The 19,844-nt window shown below is 59.7% G+C and carries 17 protein-coding genes and 2 pseudogenes; 5 read left to right on the plus strand and 14 right to left on the minus strand.

Annotation, left to right across the window (positions count from 1 at the left end; all coding sequences use genetic code 11):
- The 6 genes and pseudogenes from ACIP66_RS26045 to ACIP66_RS26070 form a co-directional block, all read right to left on the minus strand.
- Positions 1-195 (minus strand): annotated as a pseudogene (locus tag ACIP66_RS26045) (type VI secretion system contractile sheath large subunit); the annotation flags it as partial.
- A gap of 26 nt (positions 196-221) precedes the next feature.
- Positions 222-725 (minus strand): type VI secretion system contractile sheath small subunit, encoded by a 504-nt coding sequence (gene tssB, locus ACIP66_RS26050; protein ID WP_400651939.1) that lies wholly within the window; start codon positions 723-725, stop codon positions 222-224.
- Between the two features lie 32 nt (positions 726-757).
- The gene (tssA, locus tag ACIP66_RS26055) at positions 758-2,320 is read right to left on the minus strand and encodes a type VI secretion system protein TssA (RefSeq protein ID WP_400651941.1); all 1,563 of its coding nucleotides are present in this window, start codon (positions 2,318-2,320) and stop codon (positions 758-760) included.
- Between the two features lie 641 nt (positions 2,321-2,961).
- Positions 2,962-3,237, minus strand: coding sequence for an HU family DNA-binding protein (locus tag ACIP66_RS26060; RefSeq protein ID WP_003213368.1), 276 nt, complete (start codon positions 3,235-3,237; stop codon positions 2,962-2,964).
- Between the two features lie 192 nt (positions 3,238-3,429).
- The gene (locus ACIP66_RS26065) at positions 3,430-4,578 is read right to left on the minus strand and encodes an NAD(P)/FAD-dependent oxidoreductase (protein WP_400651944.1); all 1,149 of its coding nucleotides are present in this window, start codon (positions 4,576-4,578) and stop codon (positions 3,430-3,432) included.
- 21 nt (positions 4,579-4,599) lie between these two features.
- Complete coding sequence (locus ACIP66_RS26070; protein WP_007954349.1) at positions 4,600-4,767, minus strand: rubredoxin; 168 nt, start codon at positions 4,765-4,767, stop codon at positions 4,600-4,602.
- Positions 4,768-4,967: 200 nt separating this feature from the next.
- On the opposite strand from ACIP66_RS26070, the gene ACIP66_RS26075 reads away from it, so the two are divergent.
- A complete protein-coding gene (locus ACIP66_RS26075; RefSeq protein ID WP_400651948.1) occupies positions 4,968-5,528 on the plus strand; it encodes a chorismate--pyruvate lyase family protein in 561 nt (186 codons plus the stop codon).
- On the plus strand, positions 5,528-6,418 hold the full coding sequence (ubiA, locus tag ACIP66_RS26080; RefSeq protein ID WP_158958400.1) for a 4-hydroxybenzoate octaprenyltransferase: 891 nt from the start codon (positions 5,528-5,530) through the stop codon (positions 6,416-6,418). Before ACIP66_RS26075 ends, ubiA begins: the two co-directional genes overlap by 1 nt.
- Before the next feature lie 115 nt (positions 6,419-6,533).
- Here ubiA and ACIP66_RS26085 read toward each other — a convergent pair whose 3' ends face one another.
- The gene (locus tag ACIP66_RS26085) at positions 6,534-6,917 is read right to left on the minus strand and encodes a hypothetical protein (RefSeq protein ID WP_053125125.1); all 384 of its coding nucleotides are present in this window, start codon (positions 6,915-6,917) and stop codon (positions 6,534-6,536) included.
- Positions 6,918-7,068: 151 nt separating this feature from the next.
- Between ACIP66_RS26085 and phoB the strand changes: the two genes are divergently transcribed.
- From phoB to ACIP66_RS26100, 3 genes are all read left to right on the plus strand, one after another.
- A complete protein-coding gene (gene phoB, locus ACIP66_RS26090) occupies positions 7,069-7,758 on the plus strand; it encodes a phosphate regulon transcriptional regulator PhoB (RefSeq protein ID WP_007896474.1) in 690 nt (229 codons plus the stop codon).
- 138 nt (positions 7,759-7,896) lie between these two features.
- Positions 7,897-9,183, plus strand: a complete 1,287-nt coding sequence (phoR, locus tag ACIP66_RS26095; protein ID WP_400651963.1) for a phosphate regulon sensor histidine kinase PhoR — start codon at positions 7,897-7,899, stop codon at positions 9,181-9,183.
- A gap of 123 nt (positions 9,184-9,306) precedes the next feature.
- Positions 9,307-10,647, plus strand: coding sequence for a hemolysin family protein (locus tag ACIP66_RS26100; protein WP_400651952.1), 1,341 nt, complete (start codon positions 9,307-9,309; stop codon positions 10,645-10,647).
- 111 nt (positions 10,648-10,758) lie between these two features.
- Here ACIP66_RS26100 and ACIP66_RS26105 read toward each other — a convergent pair whose 3' ends face one another.
- The 7 genes and pseudogenes from ACIP66_RS26105 to ACIP66_RS26135 form a co-directional block, all read right to left on the minus strand.
- The gene (locus ACIP66_RS26105) at positions 10,759-11,655 is read right to left on the minus strand and encodes a peptidoglycan DD-metalloendopeptidase family protein (protein ID WP_400651954.1); all 897 of its coding nucleotides are present in this window, start codon (positions 11,653-11,655) and stop codon (positions 10,759-10,761) included.
- Positions 11,656-11,839: 184 nt separating this feature from the next.
- Positions 11,840-12,745, minus strand: coding sequence for a response regulator (locus ACIP66_RS26110; protein WP_212545374.1), 906 nt, complete (start codon positions 12,743-12,745; stop codon positions 11,840-11,842).
- Positions 12,746-12,909: 164 nt separating this feature from the next.
- Positions 12,910-13,671, minus strand: a complete 762-nt coding sequence (gene phoU, locus ACIP66_RS26115; protein ID WP_053125136.1) for a phosphate signaling complex protein PhoU — start codon at positions 13,669-13,671, stop codon at positions 12,910-12,912.
- 71 nt (positions 13,672-13,742) lie between these two features.
- Positions 13,743-14,576: a phosphate ABC transporter ATP-binding protein PstB gene (gene pstB / locus ACIP66_RS26120; RefSeq protein ID WP_008078766.1), complete on the minus strand. Its 834-nt coding sequence runs from the start codon at positions 14,574-14,576 to the stop codon at positions 13,743-13,745.
- A gap of 132 nt (positions 14,577-14,708) precedes the next feature.
- Positions 14,709-16,379 (minus strand): phosphate ABC transporter permease PstA, encoded by a 1,671-nt coding sequence (gene pstA / locus ACIP66_RS26125; RefSeq protein ID WP_400651958.1) that lies wholly within the window; start codon positions 16,377-16,379, stop codon positions 14,709-14,711.
- Between the two features lie 16 nt (positions 16,380-16,395).
- Entirely contained in the window at positions 16,396-18,681 is a 2,286-nt protein-coding gene (locus tag ACIP66_RS26130) for an ABC transporter permease subunit (RefSeq protein ID WP_400651961.1), read from the minus strand.
- 301 nt (positions 18,682-18,982) lie between these two features.
- Positions 18,983-19,825, minus strand: a pseudogene (locus tag ACIP66_RS26135) (phosphate ABC transporter substrate-binding protein PstS family protein); the annotation flags it as partial.
- Positions 19,826-19,844: the final 19 nt, after the last annotated feature.

Consider the following 19,844-nt stretch of genomic DNA (forward strand, 5'->3'; position numbering starts at 1 on the left):
GTCAACCATGGCTTTCTTGACCGGCTCACCGTTGTTCTGCGGCTTGAGCAGTTCTTCGATGAAGGCCGACACGCCGCGTTTGGCGATGTCGTAGGCTTCGTCGTCCGGGGTCAGACGGGTTTCGGCGATGATGCTGTCGAGAATGCTGTACTCGCCGCTCGCGGCGCCTTTCTCTTGTGCTGCGCTAGTGCTCATTGTGTTGGCTTCCTTGGCTGCTGGGTTCAGGCGTCCGGGGCTGCGGCGTTGAGGCCCAGCTCACCGAGTACGCGACCGCGGGATTCGTCGTCGGCGAGCACGCCTTCGATGGCTTTACGGAACGCAGGGGCGTTACCCAGCGGGCCTTTGAGGGCCACCAGCGCATCGCGCAGTTCCATCAGTTTTTTCAGCTCAGGCACTTGCTCGACCAGGCTGGCCGGGTTGAAGTCCTTCATCGAATTGACGCGCAGCTGCACGCCCAACTCTTCCGTGCTGCCTTCTTCCTGCAGACGGTTCGGCACGTTCATCGACAGGCTCAGCTCTTGCTTGGCCAACACCTCGTCGAAGGTCACCTTGTCGATGCTGATCGGCTTGCGATCTTCGATCTTGCGTTCGTCCTTGCGGTGGGTGTAGTCACCGATTGCCAGCAGCTTCAGCGGCAGTTCAATCTCTTCCTGAGCACCGCCGGTGGCGGGTTTGAAGGTGACGTTGATGCGTTCCATGGGGGCTACCGAGCCTTCATTGGCCATGGCTTTTCTCCTTGCGGTTGTGGCCCAGGGGCCTATTCGAGTAACACTTCGAGATCGATGTGGCACAGCCTGCGATAAATCTCTTCCTTGCGTTCACGTACGGCATGGTTCTGCGGCAACAACTCGCAGCAGCTATGCAGTAAATGCAGCACTTCCAATGCAAGATCGGGCTCCCAGGCGTGCAGGCCTGAGTCCTGTAATGTCTGATCGAGGGTTTCCAGCTGGTTCTTGGCCAATTCGTATTTCTTGGCCATGAAGCACAGCCGTGCGAGGGCGAACTGCCAGAAGAACCGCTCCCGCCCACCCTGAGCGGCTTGCAGTCCTTGCTTGAGAATCTGCACGGCGGGCTTGAGGCCTTCCTTGCGCAGAATCGGCAGCACCTCTTCAAGGGCTTTTTCCCAGGCAGGCTGGGTTTCGACGTTGTCGCTTTCGACCTTGCGCGGCGCGCTGGCGCTTTGCAGATGCGGCATGACGTTAGCGGCGATCCACGCCCGAGTAGCGGGATCGGCGAACGGTGCGCCGTCATGGAAACGCAGTTCGATAATGCCGGGCAGCCGTTGAACCAAAAGCGCGAAGTGGATTTCCACTTCGCGCATGGCCAGCTCGGCGTTGAGGTTCTGGAGACATTCCCAGACCATCCTCTGGCCATCGAACCAGAACGGCGCCTTCGCCAGGCTCGCCTCCAGTTCCACCAGCAAATCCGCGTATTTGCCCTGATCGAAACGATCCTGATAGAGCTTGAGTTTGTCGACCGGCAGGCCGCGCAGCATGGTGATCTGCTCGGCGTTGCGCTCGGGCACCGCGTCGATGGTCATCCACAACAGCGTGCGGTTGAGACGCAAGGCGCGCAGGTCAGTGGCTTTCTGCTTGAGCCACCAGGCACACAACGGGCGAGCGCTGTCTTGCTGGGCGCGCAATGCTTTGTGCGCGTCTTTTTCGTTGTCGATCGGCGCGCCGGGAGTGAGCAACTGGGTCGCGGCCTGCTTGACCTGCGCCACCGCTGCGCCCACCACACCGGGGGCCGGCTGATTGTCGGCAGCGCGCTGGATCATGGTTTTCAGGCGACGGGAGATCGGCAGCAGCAACGGCGACTCATCGCCCAAGTGCTCAGCGCAAGCGGCTTCAAGACCGGTGAGGTGATCGGAGAGCTGCCGGAACATCGGCAACTGCTCTTTGATCGCGATGTTTTCGGTGATGACCTGCTCAAGACGCGGCACCAGCCAGCCGATGGCGGCGGCACGGGTGCGGGGTTTGAGCGGGTGGACGTCGGCCCAGTTGTTTTCCGACAGATGGTGCAGCAAACCGAGGCCGGCCAGCAGCCCGGGGAAGGATTCACGCTGGTACAACGACCAGGTCAGCCAGGCGCCGACACGCAAATCCTTGGATTGAGTACGCAGCAGGTTTTCGCTGTTTTCGCGGATTTTCAGCCAGTCGATCTGCCCGCTTTCGTGCATCGACGAGGCTTTGCTCAGCTCGCTTTCCAATGCCTCGAATTCGCTCGAAAAACGAACGTCTTCGCCCGCGAAATTCTCTTTGGAAACAGAGACTTTTGCGAGTTCGAGGTAATGAGCGGAAAGTTTGCTTGAGTAGGACATCCATGGCCTTTATTAAGGATTACGGTCATGCGCCTATTGGAATTGCAACGGCGCGGGACAGTATAGAAGAGCGGGTACGGGACTCATCCAATTGAGTTTGTGCTCTTTCAAGTGCGCGCATCGTAATCACTATGATGGCCACTAGCAAGCATCTGATTAAACAACAAGACGAAGTGTTCTTTAAATCACGTAGGAGGTTTCCCTATATTCCGTCAGGGAATCCCCGATGCCATTTTAATAGCATCGCTCTGGTCGAACCGGCCGCAAAGCCTCGATCCAGAGCGGTCGCCAGCGCCCTTGAAAACAGGAGGCGAACGAGTCGCCGGAAGCAGAGCGGAGCATGACAAGTTTTGAAAAATCCCGATGTAGGAAAATTCTGAAAGACTTCATTGCTGTTTCAATTAAACGCCGCGTGACAACAGACAATTAAAAAAGTGCCATCACAATGATGGCTTTTATATAGAAGGGATTATCAGCCGAGTGGATTGCATACAATGTGCATATTGTTGCAAGAGTATTAATGGCGATCGCCATACAACGATATGTAGAAACCATCAGGCATAAAAAATGGGCATCCGATTCAATCGGTATGCCCATTTTTCCGCAACCGTTCTCCCCATTATTCAGGGAGTTCGTTGCAATTATGGATTGACGCTGTCTTTCAACGATTTGCCTGGCTTGAACGCAACGGTGTTGCTGGCCTTGATTTTCACCGGCTCGCCGGTTTGCGGGTTTTTGCCGGTACGGGCGCCGCGGTGGCGTTGCAGGAAGGTGCCGAAGCCCACCAGCGTGACGCTGTCCTTGCGGTGCAGAGCGCCGGTGATTTCTTCGAGAACGGCGTTGAGGACGCGGTTGGCCTGTTCTTTGGTCAGATCTGCTTTTTCAGCGATTGCAGCGGCGAGTTCTGGTTTACGCATTAGTGAAGCCCCTTTGACGGTTTTTTGTTGTTATGTCCGTGCTGTCCTCGTTGGAACAGCGCCCAAGGCGCCGCAGGTGCTCTACTCTGCGGCAGACGGGAGTGAGGATGGCACGCGGTTAAAGCCTGCGCCAGTCTCACCCGGATCTTTGTGGGGGCAAAAGCGGGGTGATTCCGACAGAACGACCGGTATTTACGCCAGCAAGGCTGGAAGCTGTTTGTTCAGGGCGAGTTTTTCCATCACCGCCGCGCCCGTCAGCGCATAACCGAGCAACTGGCCGTCTGCGTTATGGCACAGCGCTTTGACGTCGGCGCCCTGCCCTTCGACCGTCCAGACACCTTCGCTACCGCGTGGCGGCGGCGAAACAACCAACGGGCACACCGGGGTTTTCACGGTGATGGGCATAGGGCCGTAGGTTACCGCTGTAGGGTTTCCCGCCAGGGTTTGTGCCAGCGCACGCGCACAGCTCATGAGGGGCATTACGTACAACAGATTCAGCCCATCGACCTCGGCGCAATCGCCCAAGGCGTAGATATTGGCGTGGGACGTCTTCAAATGGCGATCAACCACGACACCGCGATTGACCTGCACGCCGGCAGCTGCCGCCAGATCGATGCGCGGGCGCAGACCGATGGCCGAGACCACTACATCGCAGGCGATGACCTGACCGTCGGAGAGGTGCGCTTCCAGACCCTCAGCGACTTTCTGCAAACGGGTCAGCACCGGGCCAAGGTGGAACTTGGCGCCGAGGCTTTCCAGTCCAGCCTGCACGGCGGCGGCAGCGGCCGGGTGCAGCAAGGTCGGCATGACCTGCTCGCACGGCGCGACCAGTTGCACTTCGTAGCCACCCAGAATCAGGTCATTGGCGAATTCGCAGCCAATCAGACCGGCGCCGAGCAGCAGCACGCGGCGCTTGCCGGCGGCCGCGGCACGGAATCGCGCGTAGTCTTCGAGATCATTGATCGGGAACACCAGTTCGGCGCCATCGCCTTCGACCGGCACGCGCACGGTTTCCGCGCCCCAAGCGAGGATCAGATCGCGATAGCTGACAACTTCTTCGCCGATCCACAGACGCTTGTGGCCGGCATCGATTCCGCTGATGCGCGTGTGGGTGCGCACTTCGGCTTTCAATTGCTCGGCCATGACGCCCGGCTCGGCCATGCTCAGGCCATCGGCGTCTTTGTTTTTGCCGAAACCGGTAGAGAGCATCGGCTTGGAGTAAGAGCGGCCGTCATCGGCGGTAATCAACAGCAGCGGGGTTTCGCTGTCGAGCTTGCGAAATTCCCGGGCGAGGTTATAGCCCGCCAGACCGGTGCCGATGATGACGACAGGTGCGCTCATGCCTTACTCCTTTGGATTTACTTAGTTGATTTCGATCATTTCGAAGTCCATTTTGCCGACGCCGCAGTCCGGGCACAGCCAGTCTTCCGGCACGTCCTGCCACAGAGTGCCCGGCGCGATGCCGTCATCCGGCCAGCCGTCGGCTTCGTTGTAGATCAGGCCGCAGACCACACATTGCCACTTTTTCATTCAGGTACTTCCTCAGGGTTCAGGCTTTTGCCGGCGCGGACGGTCGATGGGTGTTGCGCTGCCGTCCGGCTCAGCGCGTTTTGTACTGATGGAGCCGCGCAGATGCAAGCCTGTTCGGCGCAACGGCGACCCGGATCGCTCAATATCGCAGCTCGCCATGGTAAGCTCGCCGCCTCATTTGCGGCCAATAATGACTCATTGTGCAACAGACAAATTCCTCCCCGGCCCCGCTCTGGCTGACTCAAAGCCGACTGACGCCCCTCCCTGATTCGTTGACCCTCGACTGGCTGTTCGACGAAGGCTCCCTGACCCGCCGACTCACCCGTTTGTCTAACGACGGCTTTAGCGTGACGCCCTTGTTCGAAGGCTGGGACACCCTGCGCGCCGATGAATGTACGGCGCTGGATCTGGCCGCAGGCAGCGAAGGCTGGGTGCGCGAGGTGTATTTGCGCGGCCACGGCGAGGCTTGGGTGTTCGCCCGCAGCGTCGCTTCGCGCGCCGCGTTGCAGGGCGACGGTTTGCACATGGACGAACTCGGCAGCCGCTCGCTGGGCGAATTGCTGTTTTGCGATCAGGCGTTCCAGCGCCGCGCACTCGAAGTCTGCCACTACCCTGAAGAATGGCTGCCGCCCGCCGCCAAGGCGCCCGCACTGTGGGGCCGTCGTTCGCGTTTCGACCGTGGCGCGCTGAGCGTGCTGGTCGCGGAAATCTTCCTGCCGAGCCTGTGGCGCACCGCCCGCGCCCATCCGGAGAACTGCTGATGTATCAGAGCCTGCTCAAGTCCCTGAACCGTTTGAACCCGCGCGCCTGGGATTTCATTCAGCTAACCCGGATGGACAAGCCGATCGGCATTTACCTGCTGCTGTGGCCGACGCTGTGGGCGCTGTGGATTGCCGGCAAAGGCTCGCCATCGCTGGCCAACGTGGTGATTTTTGTCCTCGGCGTAATCCTCACCCGCGCCGGCGGCTGCGTGATCAACGACTGGGCCGATCGCAAGGTCGACGGCCACGTCAAACGCACCGCGCAACGGCCATTGGCGGCCGGCAGAATCAGTTCGAAAGAAGCGCTGGTGTTCTTTGCGCTGTTGATGGGCGTGAGTTTTCTGCTGGTGCTGTGCACCAACGCGCCGACCATCTGGTTGTCGCTGGGCGGTCTGGCGCTGGCGTTCACTTACCCGTTCATGAAGCGCTACACCTATTACCCACAGGTGGTGCTGGGCGCGGCGTTCTCGTGGGGCATGCCGATGGCGTTCACTGCGGAGACGGGAGAGCTGCCGGCGGCGGCGTGGCTGCTGTGGATCGCCAACCTGCTGTGGACGGTGGGTTACGACACCTATTACGCGATGACCGACCGCGATGACGATTTGAAGATCGGCGTGAAGTCGACGGCGATTCTGTTTGGCGAAGCGGATCGGGTGATCATCCTGAGTTTGCAGGCGCTGTCGCTGGGCTGCTTGTTGCTGGCGGGGTCGAAGTTTGAGTTGGGGACGTGGTTTCACCTTGGTTTGCTGGTCGCTGCCGGTTGCTATGCGTGGGAGTTCTGGTACACGCGGGATCGCGACCGGATGCGCTGCTTCAAGGCGTTCTTGCACAACCATTGGGCCGGGTTGGCGATATTCGTCGGGATCGTGCTGGATTACGCACTGCGCTAAACATAGAACCTTGTAGGAGCAAAGCTTGCTCGCGAAGACGTCGTATCAGTCAGCACATGCGTTAACTGACACACCGCTTTCGCGAGCAAGCTCAGCTCCTACAAAGGCAATGCGGTTACTTGGCTTTGGCGACTTTCCAGGCGCCGTCCATTTTGCCGTCACCGGTCATGTCACCGGCCTTTTTGTCCATCACGAAGGTGTACAGCGGCATGCCTTGGTAGGCCCACTGCATTTTGCCGTCGTCACGCTTGATGACAGTCCAGTCACCCATCGACTTATCGCCCGCCGCAGCCATCAACGGTGGCCAGTTCGTCGCGCACTTGTCATTGCACATGGACTTGCCCGCAGAGTCTTTGGCGAAGGTGTACAGGGTCATGCCCTTGTGATCGGTGTACATGCCATCCTTTTCCATCGCCGGGTCGGCGGCGAATGCCATCGATGGCAATGCGAGGGCAGCGGCAAGCATCAGCGCTTTGAAAGAAACAGTCATTTGAGTCATGGAAACCTTCTTTTGTGGTTGTCAGGATTCGGACTTAAAGCTTAGTTCAGGATCGCGCCAATCGCCGGGCGACTAAAATACTGTCACACGACTGCAATAATTCCGTTATCTAATGCGGCGCAAGACAGTTAAATGACAAGAGGATTAAGGCATGGTTGGCAGGAGCATTCTGATCGTCGACGACGAAGCGCCCATTCGCGAAATGATCGCCGTTGCGTTGGAAATGGCCGGCTATGACTGCCTCGAGGCAGAGAACTCGCAGCAGGCGCACGCCATCATTGTCGACCGCAAGCCGGATCTGATCCTGCTCGACTGGATGCTGCCAGGCACGTCCGGCATCGAGCTGGCCCGCCGCCTCAAGCGTGACGAGCTGACCGGTGATATCCCGATCATCATGCTCACCGCCAAGGGCGAAGAGGACAACAAGATCCAGGGTCTGGAAGTCGGTGCCGACGACTACATCACCAAACCGTTTTCCCCGCGTGAACTGGTCGCCCGCCTCAAAGCCGTGTTGCGCCGCGCCGGCCCGACCGATGGCGAAGCGCCGATTGAAGTCGGTGGCTTGCTGCTCGACCCGATCAGCCACCGCGTGACCATCGACGGCAAACCGGCCGAGATGGGCCCGACCGAATACCGTCTGCTGCAATTCTTCATGACCCACCAGGAACGCGCCTACACCCGTGGCCAGTTGCTGGATCAGGTCTGGGGCGGCAACGTCTATGTTGAAGAGCGCACCGTCGACGTGCACATCCGCCGCCTGCGCAAGGCCCTCGGCGACGCCTACGAAAATCTGGTACAAACCGTGCGCGGCACTGGCTACCGGTTTTCCACCAAGGCATAAAAAAGCAGCTGCAAGCGTCTAGCTACAAGCGGCAAGTTGAAGCCGATCCGCTTTAGCATGAAGCTTGTGGCTTGAAACTCGAAGCTGCGTTAAGGACGCTCCGTGAATCAAAACTGGCATGGCACCCTGATTCGCCACATGCTGTTGCTGGTCACCGCCTGCCTGGTGATCGGCCTGATCACCGGCTATTACGGCTGGAGCCTTGCTGCAGGTCTGGGTATTTATCTGGCCTGGACGCTCAAGCAGTTGCTGCGGTTGCATGAATGGCTGCGCCTGCACCAACCCGATGAAGCACCGCCCGATGGCTATGGCCTGTGGGGTGAGGTTTTTGACAGCATTTATCACCTGCAACGCCGCGACCAACGCGTACGCGGACGTCTGCAAGCGGTGATCGACCGGGTTCAGGAATCCACCGCCGCGCTGAAAGACGCGGTGATCATGCTCGACAGCGACGGCAATCTGGAATGGTGGAACCGCGCGGCGGAAACCTTGCTCGGTCTGAAGACCCCGCAGGACAGCGGCCAACCGGTGACCAACCTGGTGCGCCATCCGCGCTTCAAGGAGTACTTCGAGCAGGACAGCTACGCCGAGCCGCTGGAAATCCCTTCGCCGACCAATGATCGCCTGCGCATTCAGCTGTACATCACCCGCTACGGCAACAATGAACACTTGATGCTGGTGCGCGACGTCACGCGCATCCATCAGCTGGAACAGATGCGCAAAGACTTCATCGCCAACGTTTCCCACGAACTGCGCACACCGCTGACGGTGATCTGCGGCTATCTGGAAACCCTGCTCGACAACGTCGAAGAGGTGAACCCGCGCTGGAGCCGAGCCCTGCAGCAAATGCAGCAACAAGGCGGGCGCATGCAGACGCTGCTCAACGACCTGTTGCTGCTGGCGAAACTGGAAGCCACTGATTACCCGTCGGACAACCAGCCAGTGCAGATCGACACGTTGCTGCAATCGATCAAAAGCGATGCGCAGCAATTGTCCGGCGCAAAAAAACAGCACATCACCCTCGAAGCCGATTCGAGCATTCTCCTCAAGGGCAGCGAGGCGGAGTTGCGCAGTGCGTTTTCCAATCTGGTGTTCAACGCGGTGAAGTACACCCCGGCCGAGGGCAATATCCGCATTCGCTGGTCGGGCGACGATCAAGGCGCGCACCTGAGCGTGCAGGATTCCGGGATCGGCATCGACAGCAAACACCTGCCGCGCCTGACCGAACGTTTCTACCGCGTCGACTCCAGCCGCAACTCCAACACCGGCGGCACCGGGCTGGGCCTGGCCATCGTCAAACACGTGTTGCTGCGCCATCGCGCACGGATGGAGATCAGCAGCGTGCCCGGCCACGGCAGCACGTTCACCTGCCATTTCGCCCCGGCTCAGGTGGCACATGCACGGGCGATCAGCGCCAGCGAATGATGCCGCCCGGCACGCGCCACTAGGCAATCGCCCGGTCAGCCGCTACATTGGCTGACTTGTGCCTGCCTTTCAGGCGCGGCTTTTACCTTCTTTTGAATCATACGGAACCCGCAAAACTCCATCATGGACCCTTCCCCTGGCTTGTCCCTCGCAACAATATTTGCCGATTTCGGCATGATCCTATTTGCTCTGATCCTGGTTTTGCTCAACGGCTTTTTCGTTGCGGCGGAATTCGCCATGGTCAAACTGCGCTCGACCCGCGTCGAGGCCATCGCTGAACAGAACGGCTGGCGCGGGCATATCCTGCGCACCGTACACAGTCAGCTCGATGCGTACCTCTCGGCGTGTCAGCTCGGTATCACCCTCGCCTCCCTGGGCCTGGGCTGGGTCGGTGAGCCGGCGTTCGCGCACATTCTTGAGCCGCTGCTGAGCGCGGTCGGTGTGCAATCGGCCGAGGTCGTCAAAGGCGTCTCGTTCTTCACCGCGTTCTTCATCATTTCGTACCTGCACATCGTCGTCGGCGAGCTGGCCCCAAAATCGTGGGCGATCCGCAAACCGGAGCTGCTGTCGCTGTGGACGGCGGTGCCGCTGTACGTGTTCTACTGGGCGATGTACCCGGCCATTTACCTGCTCAACGCCAGCGCCAACGCGATTCTGCGCATCGCCGGCCAGGGCGAACCCGGCCCGCACCACGAACACCATTACAGCCGCGAAGAACTGAAGCTGATTCTGCACTCCAGCCGTGGCCAGAACCCCAGCGACCAAGGCATGCGCGTGTTGGCCTCGGCGGTGGAAATGGGCGAGCTGGAAGTGGTCGACTGGGCCAACTCCCGCGAAGACCTGATCTCGCTGGAATTCAACGCGCCGCTGAAGGAAATTCTGGCGATGTTCCGTCGCCACAAGTTCAGCCGTTATCCGGTGTACGACAGCGAGCGTCAGGAGTTCGTCGGCCTGCTGCACATCAAGGATCTGCTGCTGGAACTGGCGGCGCTGGATCACATTCCCGAGTCGTTCAACCTGGCTGAACTGACTCGTCCGCTGGAGCGCGTGTCGCGCCATATGCCGCTGTCGCAGTTGCTGGAGCAGTTCCGCAAGGGCGGCTCGCACTTCGCCGTGGTCGAGGAGGCTGACGGCAACATCATCGGCTACCTGACCATGGAAGACGTGCTGGAAGTGCTGGTCGGCGACATTCAGGACGAACACCGCAAGGCTGAACGCGGCATCCTCGCCTATCAGCCGGGCAAGCTGCTGGTGCGTGGCGACACGCCGTTGTTCAAGGTGGAGCGTCTGCTTGGCATCGACCTCGACCACATCGAAGCGGAAACCCTCGCCGGCCTGGTCTATGAAACCCTCAACCGCGTGCCGGAAGAGGAAGAAGTGCTGGAAGTCGAAGGCCTGCGAATCATCATTAAAAAGATGAAAGGCCCGAAGATTGTGCTGGCGAAGGTGTTGATGCTCGATTGAGTGCAATGCGGGAAACCGCATTGCCTGTTAAAAGATCGCAGCCTTCGGCAGCTCCTACAGGGGATCGCATTCCAAATGTAGGAGCTGCCGCAGGCTGCGATCTTTTGCTTTTTACTGTTTGCCCAACGCAAAGTTGGGCAATGCCCCCAGCGGCTGGTTGAACTGGTAGGGAATCGACACCAGCCCCGCCGCGCTGTTGCGCTGCACCACAAAGTGCAGGTGTGGGCCGCTGCTGTTGCCGGTGTTGCCCGACAGCGCCAGCGGACTGCCGACCGTCACTTGCTGCCCTTCCCTGACGCTCACCGAACCTTGCTTCAAATGCAGGTACACACCCATCGTCCCGTCATTGTGCAACACGCGCACGAAGTTGCCGGACGGGTCGGTGCCGCGACCGCTCTGTGAGTTTTCGACCTTCACCACAACCCCCGCGCGCGCCGCGATGATTGGCGTGCCGACCGGCATGGCGATGTCCATCGCGTAACGATTCTTCGGCCCGAAGTGGCTGTACTGCCCCTCAGCACCCTGACTCAAGCGAAACGGCCCGCCGCGCCACGGTAGCGGATAGCGATAGCTCTGCGCGACGCCAACGGGGTTGCCGAGGGAATATTGAAACTGCGGCGAATATTGCAACGGTTGGCCGGCAGTAATCGGCGTCAACAGCGCCATCCGGGTTTTGCTGCGCGCCGGCAGCACCCGACGGATGGCTTTTGCCGGCGCACCGCGCACGTTGCTCAGGCTGATAAACGCCAGCGCGATCTCGACCGGCGCGTACAGGTCGTTGCGCACGAACACCACGTCGCCGCCCTTCTGCTTCTTGATGTCGAGGTACACCTGACGCTCCAGGTGCTCGACCATGCGATCCTGAAACACGAACTCCTTCGCGCCTTTGCTCGGGCGATCGCTGTACGAGACCACACCGTTGGCATCGGTGGATTTGTAGACAGTAACGGCCACAGCCGAGGTGGAGGCCAAGAGAAAACCGCAGAGAAACAGCAGGCGCGCGAACATGGGCAAGAGTCTGTCGAAGGAAGGCCTGAAAAGAGCCTAGCAGGTGAAACAGACCGGGGGAGTCGACAGATGTTTCAATTTGGCTAAAGGCAAAACAAAAGATCGCAGCCTTCGGCAGCTCCTACATTGGAATGCGATCCCCTGTAGGAGCTGCCGCAGGCTGCGATCTTTTCAGACGTGCCTCTTACGCGCCGGGGATGAAGTGCTTCTGCGCCGTGCCACGCGCGATCAAGCGGGAGATGTAGTCGAGCTTCTGTGCGTCCTGATCGACAAAGCGGAAGGTCAGTTGCAGCCATTCGCTGTCTGGCTTTTGCTCATGCGCGACCACCGCGTGCAGATAGCCATTGAGGCGGGCGATCTCGGCATTGTCGCCCTGCTCCAGATCGAGCACCGCGCTGTCGAGGATCTGCGGCAGGTTCTCGCTGCGCTTCACCACCAGCAGCGCTTCCTTGAGGCTCAACGCTTTGATCACGCATTGCTGCGTACCGCTTGGCAGCCGCAATTGGCCATGACCACGACCACCGCTTGGCGCTGCCGAAGCGGCAGGTGCTTTGACGGGCGGGCTGTTGAGCAAACCGCGAGCCGGTGCAGCTGCCGGGGCAGGTGCTGCCACCACGGGCGCTTTACCGCCGGTCAATGCGCTCAGGGAATCGTTGCCGAATGCCGAATTCATCTTGGTCGGGGCGCTGTTCATCAGGGCGTCGAGCTTGCCGATCTTGTTCAGGGCCTGTTTGACCTTGGTCAGCAGTTGCTCGTTGGTGAACGGTTTGCTGACGTAGCCGGAAACGCCGGCCTGAATCGCCTGCACTACGTTCTCTTTATCGCCACGGCTGGTGACCATGATGAAGGGCATGGTTTTCAGGTTGTCTTGCTCGCGGCACCAGGTCAGCAGTTCGAGGCCGGACATTTCCGGCATTTCCCAGTCGCACAGCACCAGGTCGAACGCTTCCTTGGTCAGCATGGCCTGAGCCTTTTTGCCGTTGATGGCGTCCTCGGTGCGGATCCCCGGGAAGTAATTGCGCAGGCACTTTTTCACCAGGTCACGAATGAACGACGCGTCGTCCACGACCAACACACTGATCTTGCTCATCCAACACCCCTATTAAAATCCCGGCAAGCATAACGCTGGCTGATGGCACATTGCCAAAACTCTTCAGTCACGCCGGGACTTTTCGTTCGCGGGTGCTGCTTTTTTATCGAAAGCTGTAAACGAAAACGCCCGGCCAAAGGGCCGGGCGCTTTACTCAGGCAATCTTACTTATCGTCAGCAACGTCCGGAACATTAGCGGTTTCGCCGCTTGTGCCTTGAACTTCTTCCTTCATGCGCTTGAGGCCCATGTGACGCACGTCGGTGCCGCGCACCAGGTAAATCACCAACTCGGAGATGTTGCGCGCGTGGTCGCCGATGCGCTCCAGCGAACGCAGCACCCAGATGATGCTCAACACGCGCGAGATAGAGCGCGGATCTTCCATCATGTAAGTCGCCAACTCACGCAGGGCGGTTTTGTATTCGCGGTCGATAATCTTGTCGTACTGCGCCACCGACAACGCCAGATCGGCGTCGAAACGGGCGAACGCGTCCAGCGCATCGCGCACCATGTTGCGCACCTGGTCGCCAATGTGGCGAACCTCGACGTAACCGCGTGGCGCCTCACCTTCTTCGCACAGCTGAATTGCGCGGCGGGCGATCTTGGTCGCTTCGTCACCGATTCGCTCCAGGTCGATCACAGACTTGGAGATGCTGATGATCAGACGCAAATCGGACGCCGCCGGCTGACGACGGGCAAGAATGCGCAGGCATTCTTCGTCGATGTTGCGTTCCATCTGGTTGATCTGGTCGTCGATCTCGCGCACCTGCTGAGCCAGACCGGAGTCGGCCTCAATCAGCGCGGTTACCGCGTCGTTGACCTGCTTCTCGACCAGCCCGCCCATGGCCAGGAGGTGGCTGCGCACTTCCTCAAGCTCAGCGTTGAACTGCGCAGAGATGTGATGGGTAAGGCCTTCTTTACTAATCATGTTGGCGTCCTTGGAGCGTCCGGTAAGGTGCGGTGGGCCGCAGCGTCAATTCTGTGAATAACCCGCAACTGTCAGCCATAACGACCGGTGATGTAATCTTCGGTCTGCTTCTTCGCCGGATTGGTGAACAGGGTATCGGTGTCGCCGAACTCCACCAGTTTGCCCATGTACATGAACGCCGTGTAATCCGAAACCCGCGCGGCCTGTTGCATGTTGTGCGTGACGATGACGATGGTGAACTTGGATTTCAGCTCGTAGATCAGCTCTTCGACTTTCAGGGTCGAGATCGGGTCGAGGGCCGAGCACGGTTCGTCGAGCAGCAGCACTTCCGGCTCAACCGCGATGGTACGGGCGATCACCAGACGTTGTTGCTGACCACCGGACAGGCCGAGTGCCGACTCGTGCAGACGGTCTTTGACCTCATCCCACAGTGCCGCGCCTTTCAACGCCCACTCGACCGCTTCGTCGAGGATGCGCTTCTTGTTGATGCCTTGAATGCGCAGGCCGTAGACCACGTTTTCGTAGATGGTTTTCGGGAACGGGTTGGGCTTCTGGAACACCATGCCGACGCGACGACGCAGCTCAGCCACGTCTTCGCCCTTGCGATAGATGTTGTTGCCGTACAGGTTGATCGCGCCTTCTACGCGGCAGCCGTCAACCAGATCGTTCATGCGATTGAAGGTGCGCAGCAGCGTGGATTTACCGCAGCCGGACGGGCCGATGAAGGCAGTCACGCGCTGTTTCGGAATGTTCATGCTGACGTCGAACAGCGCTTGTTTGTCGCCGTAGTACAGGCTCAGGCCCGGTACTTCGATGGCCACGGTTTCCTGTTCGAGGTTGAGGCTCTGCTTGTCGCGGCCCAGGGCAGACATGTTGATGCCGTGGGTATGTGCTTCGTGCTGCATGGGAGGCTCCCTGTGCTAACAAATTCGGTTCGGTTTTTTGTAGGAGTGAGCCTGCTCGCGATTCAGGCGCTGCGGTTTATCTATGAAACCGCGGTGTTGCCATCGCGAGCAGGCTCACTCCTACATAAGAAATCAGCTATCCAGTGCTTTGTATTTTTCGCGCAGGTGGTTGCGGATATACACCGCCGACAGGTTCAAGGTCGCGATCACCAGCACCAGCAACAGCGCCGTGGCGTACACCAGCGGGCGCGCCGCCTCGACGTTCGGGCTCTGGAAGCCGACGTCATAAATGTGGAAGCCCAGGTGCATGATCTTCTGATCGAGGTGCAGGTACGGGTAGTTGCCGTCCACCGGCAGCGACGGCGCCAGTTTCACCACACCCACCAGCATCAGCGGCGCTACTTCACCGGCGGCGCGGGCCACGGCGAGGATCATGCCGGTCATCATTGCCGGGCTGGCCATCGGGATCACAATCTTCCACAAGGTTTCAGCCTTGGTCGCGCCGAGGGCCAACGAGCCTTCACGCACGGTGCGCGGAATACGCGCCAGACCTTCCTCGGTCGCCACAATTACCACCGGCACCGCCAGCAGCGCCAGGGTCAGCGAGGCCCAGAGCAGACCCGGTGTACCGAAGGTCGGTGCCGGCAGTGCTTCAGGGAAGAACAAACGGTCGACCGAACCACCGAGCACGTAAACGAAGAAGCCCAGACCGAACACGCCGTAAACGATCGCCGGAACGCCGGCAAGGTTGTTCACCGCGATACGGATGATCCGCGTCAGGGTGTTCTGCTTGGCGTATTCACGCAGGTACACCGCTGCCAGCACGCCGAACGGGGTGACGATCATCGCCATGATCAGGGTCATCATCACGGTGCCGAAGATCGCCGGGAAAATCCCGCCTTCGGTGTTCGCTTCACGCGGGTCATCCGAAAGGAATTCCCAGATCTTGCTGAAGTAGAAACCGACCTTGGTGAACGTGCTCATCGCGTTCGGCTGGTAGGCGTGAACCACTTTGCCCAGACCGATTTCAATCTCTTTGCCGTTGGCGTCGCGAGCGGTCAACGCGTCGCGATTGAACTGCGCATGCAGGTCGGCCAGACGCGCTTCGATGTCCTGATAACGCGCGTTCAGTTCGGCACGCTCGGACTCCATGTCCGCCTGTGCGGTGGCGTCGAGTTTGCCTTCCAGTTCCAGTTTGCGACCATGCAGACGGATGCGTTCCAGCCCGGCGTTGATCGCACCGATGTCGGTTTTTTCCAGCGACTTCAGCTGTGCCGCCAGACCGTTTACCCGGTTGATCCGCGCTTGCAGTTCAGGCCAGGCAGCCTCGCCCGCGGCGATAACCTTGCCATCCTGTTTGACGTTGACCAGGTAGCCGTAGAAGTTGCCCCACTCGCGACGTTCGATCGCCATCAACTCGGGCGGCGTGGTCTGGTTGGTCAGCCAGTCGCCGACGATCCAGGTGAAGTCGTTGCCGTTCAAGTCACGGTTGCCGACCTTGATCAGCTCGCGGGTCATGAATTCCGGGCCAACGTCCGGCACCGGCAAACCGGCGCTCTTCAGACGAGCACGTGGCACTTCTTCTTTCTGTACCACTTCGCCAACGACCAGATGCTGGGCCTGACCCGGCACGTCGTAGCTGGCATGCACCAGATCCGCCGGCCAGAAGTGACCCAGACCGCGCACGGCAATCACTGCCAACAGGCCAATGGTCATGATGACCGCGATGGACACCGCGCCACCGCTGATCCAGACGCCCGGGGCGCCGCTCTTGAACCATCCTTTCAGGGAGTTCTGTTTCACAGACTTCTACCTTTGCTTAAAGCGACGAGTATTTCTTGCGCAGACGCTGACGAATCAGTTCTGCCAGGGTGTTCATGACGAAGGTGAACAACAGCAGCACCAGCGCCGAGAGGAACAGCACGCGGTAGTGGCTGCCGCCGACTTCCGACTCGGGCATTTCCACCGCGACGTTGGCGGCCAGGGTACGCAGGCCTTCGAACAGGTTCATTTCCATGACCGGAGTGTTGCCGGTGGCCATCAGCACGATCATGGTTTCGCCGACCGCACGGCCCATGCCGATCATCAGCGCCGAGAAGATCCCCGGGCTGGCAGTCAGGATCACCACGCGGGTCATGGTCTGCCACGGTGTGGCACCGAGGGCCAGCGAGCCGAGGGTCAGGCCGCGAGGCACACTGAACACGGCGTCTTCAGCGATCGAGTAGATGTTCGGAATTACTGCGAAGCCCATTGCCAGACCCACCACCAGTGCGTTGCGCTGGTCGTAAGTGATGCCGAGGTCGTGGGAGATCCACATGCGCATGTCGCCGCCGAAGAACCAGTTCTCCATGAACGGGCTCATGTACAGCGACAGCCAGCCGACGAACAGAATCACCGGGATCAGCAGCGCACTTTCCCAACCGTCCGGGACTTTCAGGCGGATCGATTCAGGCAGGCGGCTGAAGGTGAAACCGGCGACCAGAATGCCGATCGGCAACAACATCAGCAGGCTGAAAATGCCCGGCAAATGCCCTTCCACATACGGCGCCAAAAACAGACCGGCGAAGAAACCGAGGATCACCGTCGGCATCGCTTCCATCAGCTCGATCACCGGTTTGACCTTGCGGCGCATGCCCGGGGCCATGAAGTACGCGGTGTAGATCGCAGCAGCAACCGCCAGCGGCGCGGCCAGCAGCATCGCGTAGAACGCGGCTTTCAGGGTGCCGAAGGTCAGTGGCGAGAGGCTCAGTTTCGGTTCGAAATCGGTGTTGGCCGCGGTCGATTGCCAGACGTATTTAGGCTCGTCGTAGTTCTCGTACCAGACCTTGCTCCACAGTGCGCTCCACGACACTTCCGGGTGCGGGTTGTCGAGCAGCAGCGGTTGCAGCTTGCCGCTGGCTTCAACGATCACGCGGTTGGCGCGTGGCGACAGACCGAACAGGCCCTGGCCTTCTACCACTTGATCGACCAACAGCGTGCGGTGCGCGGTGCTGTGGAACACGCCGAGCTTGCCGCTGGCATCCAGCGCGAGGAAGCCTTTGCGACGCTCTTCGGCGGTGATTTCAACGATCGGCGTGGTGCCCATCTGGAAGGTGCGAATCTGCTTCAGACGCTGCTCGCCATCCGGGTCACGCGCCATGAACCACTGTGCCAGACCGCCCTTGGAGTCGCCAATGATCAGCGAGATACCACCGACCAACTGAGTGGAAGCGGTGACTTCAGCGTCGCCGTCTTCGAGCAGTTTGTAGCGACCGTTGAGGCTCTTGTCGCGCAGGCTGAACACGTCGGCCTGAGCACGCCCGTTGACCACGTACAGCCATTGCTGGCGTGGGTCGACGAAGATGTTTTTCACCGACTCGGTCATCTGCGGCAGATCGATACGCTTCTGCTCGTTGGTGACTTCGCCGGTCATCATGTTTTCTTCGCTGGTCAGCGACAACACGTTGAGTTGCGAACCGGTCGAGCCCACCAGCATCAGCGTGGTGTCGGTGGCGTTCAGGCTGACGTGCTCCAGCGCACCGCCGCTTTCGTTCAGCGCGATCGGCGTTTCGCCGTACGGATATTCGATGGCCGGGGTGATGGTTTTCTTGCCATCGGGGTAGCTGACTTTATAGGTGTGACGGAACACCAGCGCCTGACCGTTGGACAGGCCCACGGCCACCAGCGGATGACCCGGCTGATCTTCACCCAGCGAGGTCACGGTGGTGCCGGCCGGAACCGGCAGATCGACGCGCTTCAATTCAGCGCCACTGTCGATATCAAAGAACAGCGCCTGACCCTTGTCGGACACGCGCATGGCCACCTGATTCTGCTCTTCGAGCGAAATCATCAGCGGCTTGCCGGCGTCCTGCATCCAGGCGGGGGTGATCGCATCTTTCGCGGTCAGGTCGGCACCCTTGAACAGCGGCGCAACCACGTAGGCGAGGAAGAAGAAGATCAGGGTGATGGCTGCCAGCACCGCCAGGCCGCCAACGAGGACGTACCAACGGGTGAAGCGATCCTTGAGCGCGCGAATGCGGCGCTTGCGTTGCAGCTCAGGCGTATTGAAATCAATGCGCTTGGGAGGGGAAGTCGTAGTCATTGGGGAATTGGCCAGATCATTCATGCGCACACCCTAGCGATCCTGTATGACAGAAAGATGACAATGCAGTGACGCACCAAATCCACCGCCAGCGGGTACTGGCAGCGGATCGAAGAATTCGAAGGTTCGCGGTGCCCTGTGGGGCCCGCCTGAAACCTGCTGTAACGGAAACGTTTGAAACCTGTGTAGGAGCTGACGAGGGAACCGAGGCTGCGATCTTTTGATCTTGCAGTCAGAGGCCAGATCAAAAGATCGCAGCCTCGTTTCACTCGACAGCTCCTACAGGGGTTCCTGCAGATCCGGGAATTAGCCCGGATCTACGGGGTTACTTCTTTGCGACTTCAGCGCCGCCTTCTTGCAGACCGAGGTCAGCCAGTGCTTTTGCAGCAACTTTGGCTGGCAGCGGGATGTAGCCGTCTTTCACCACAACTTCCTGGCCCTGTTTCGACAGCACCAGTTTCACGAACTCAGCTTCCAGCGGAGCCAGAGGCTTGTTCGGGGCTTTGTTGACGTACACGTAGAGGAAACGCGACAGCGGGTACTTGCCGTTCAGGGCGTTTTCTTCGGTGTCTTCGATGAAGTCAGTGCCGCCCTTCTTGGCCAGAGCAACGGTTTTCACGCTAGCGGTTTTGTAGCCGATGCCCGAGTAACCGATGCCGTTCAGCGAGGAGCTGATCGACTGCACAACCGACGCCGAACCTGGTTGTTCGTTTACGTTTGGTTTGTAGTCGCCTTTGCACAGGGCTTCTTCTTTGAAGTAGCCGTAGGTGCCGGATACCGAGTTACGACCGAACAGCTGCACTGGCTTGTTGGCCAGGTCGCCGGTCACGCCCAGGTCGCCCCAGGTTTTCACGTCGGCTTTGGCGCCGCACAGACGGGTCGACGAGAAGATCGCGTCAACCTGTTCCATGGTCAGGTGCTGGATCGGGTTGTCCTTGTGCACGAACACAGCCAGGGCATCCACAGCCACCGGGATAGCGGTTGGCTTGTAGCCGTACTTCTGCTCGAAAGCAGCCAGTTCGGTGTCCTTCATCTTGCGGCTCATCGGGCCCAGGTTGGAGGTGCCTTCAGTCAGCGCAGGTGGCGCAGTGGCGGAGCCAGCGGCCTGAATCTGGATGTTAAAGTACGGGTATTCTTTTTTGTAGTTCTCAGCCCAGATGGTCATGAGTTAGTCCAGGGTATCGGAG

The sequence above is a fragment of the Pseudomonas sp. NPDC088429 genome (assembly GCF_044753305.1).
Classification (GTDB): domain Bacteria; phylum Pseudomonadota; class Gammaproteobacteria; order Pseudomonadales; family Pseudomonadaceae; genus Aquipseudomonas; species Aquipseudomonas rustica.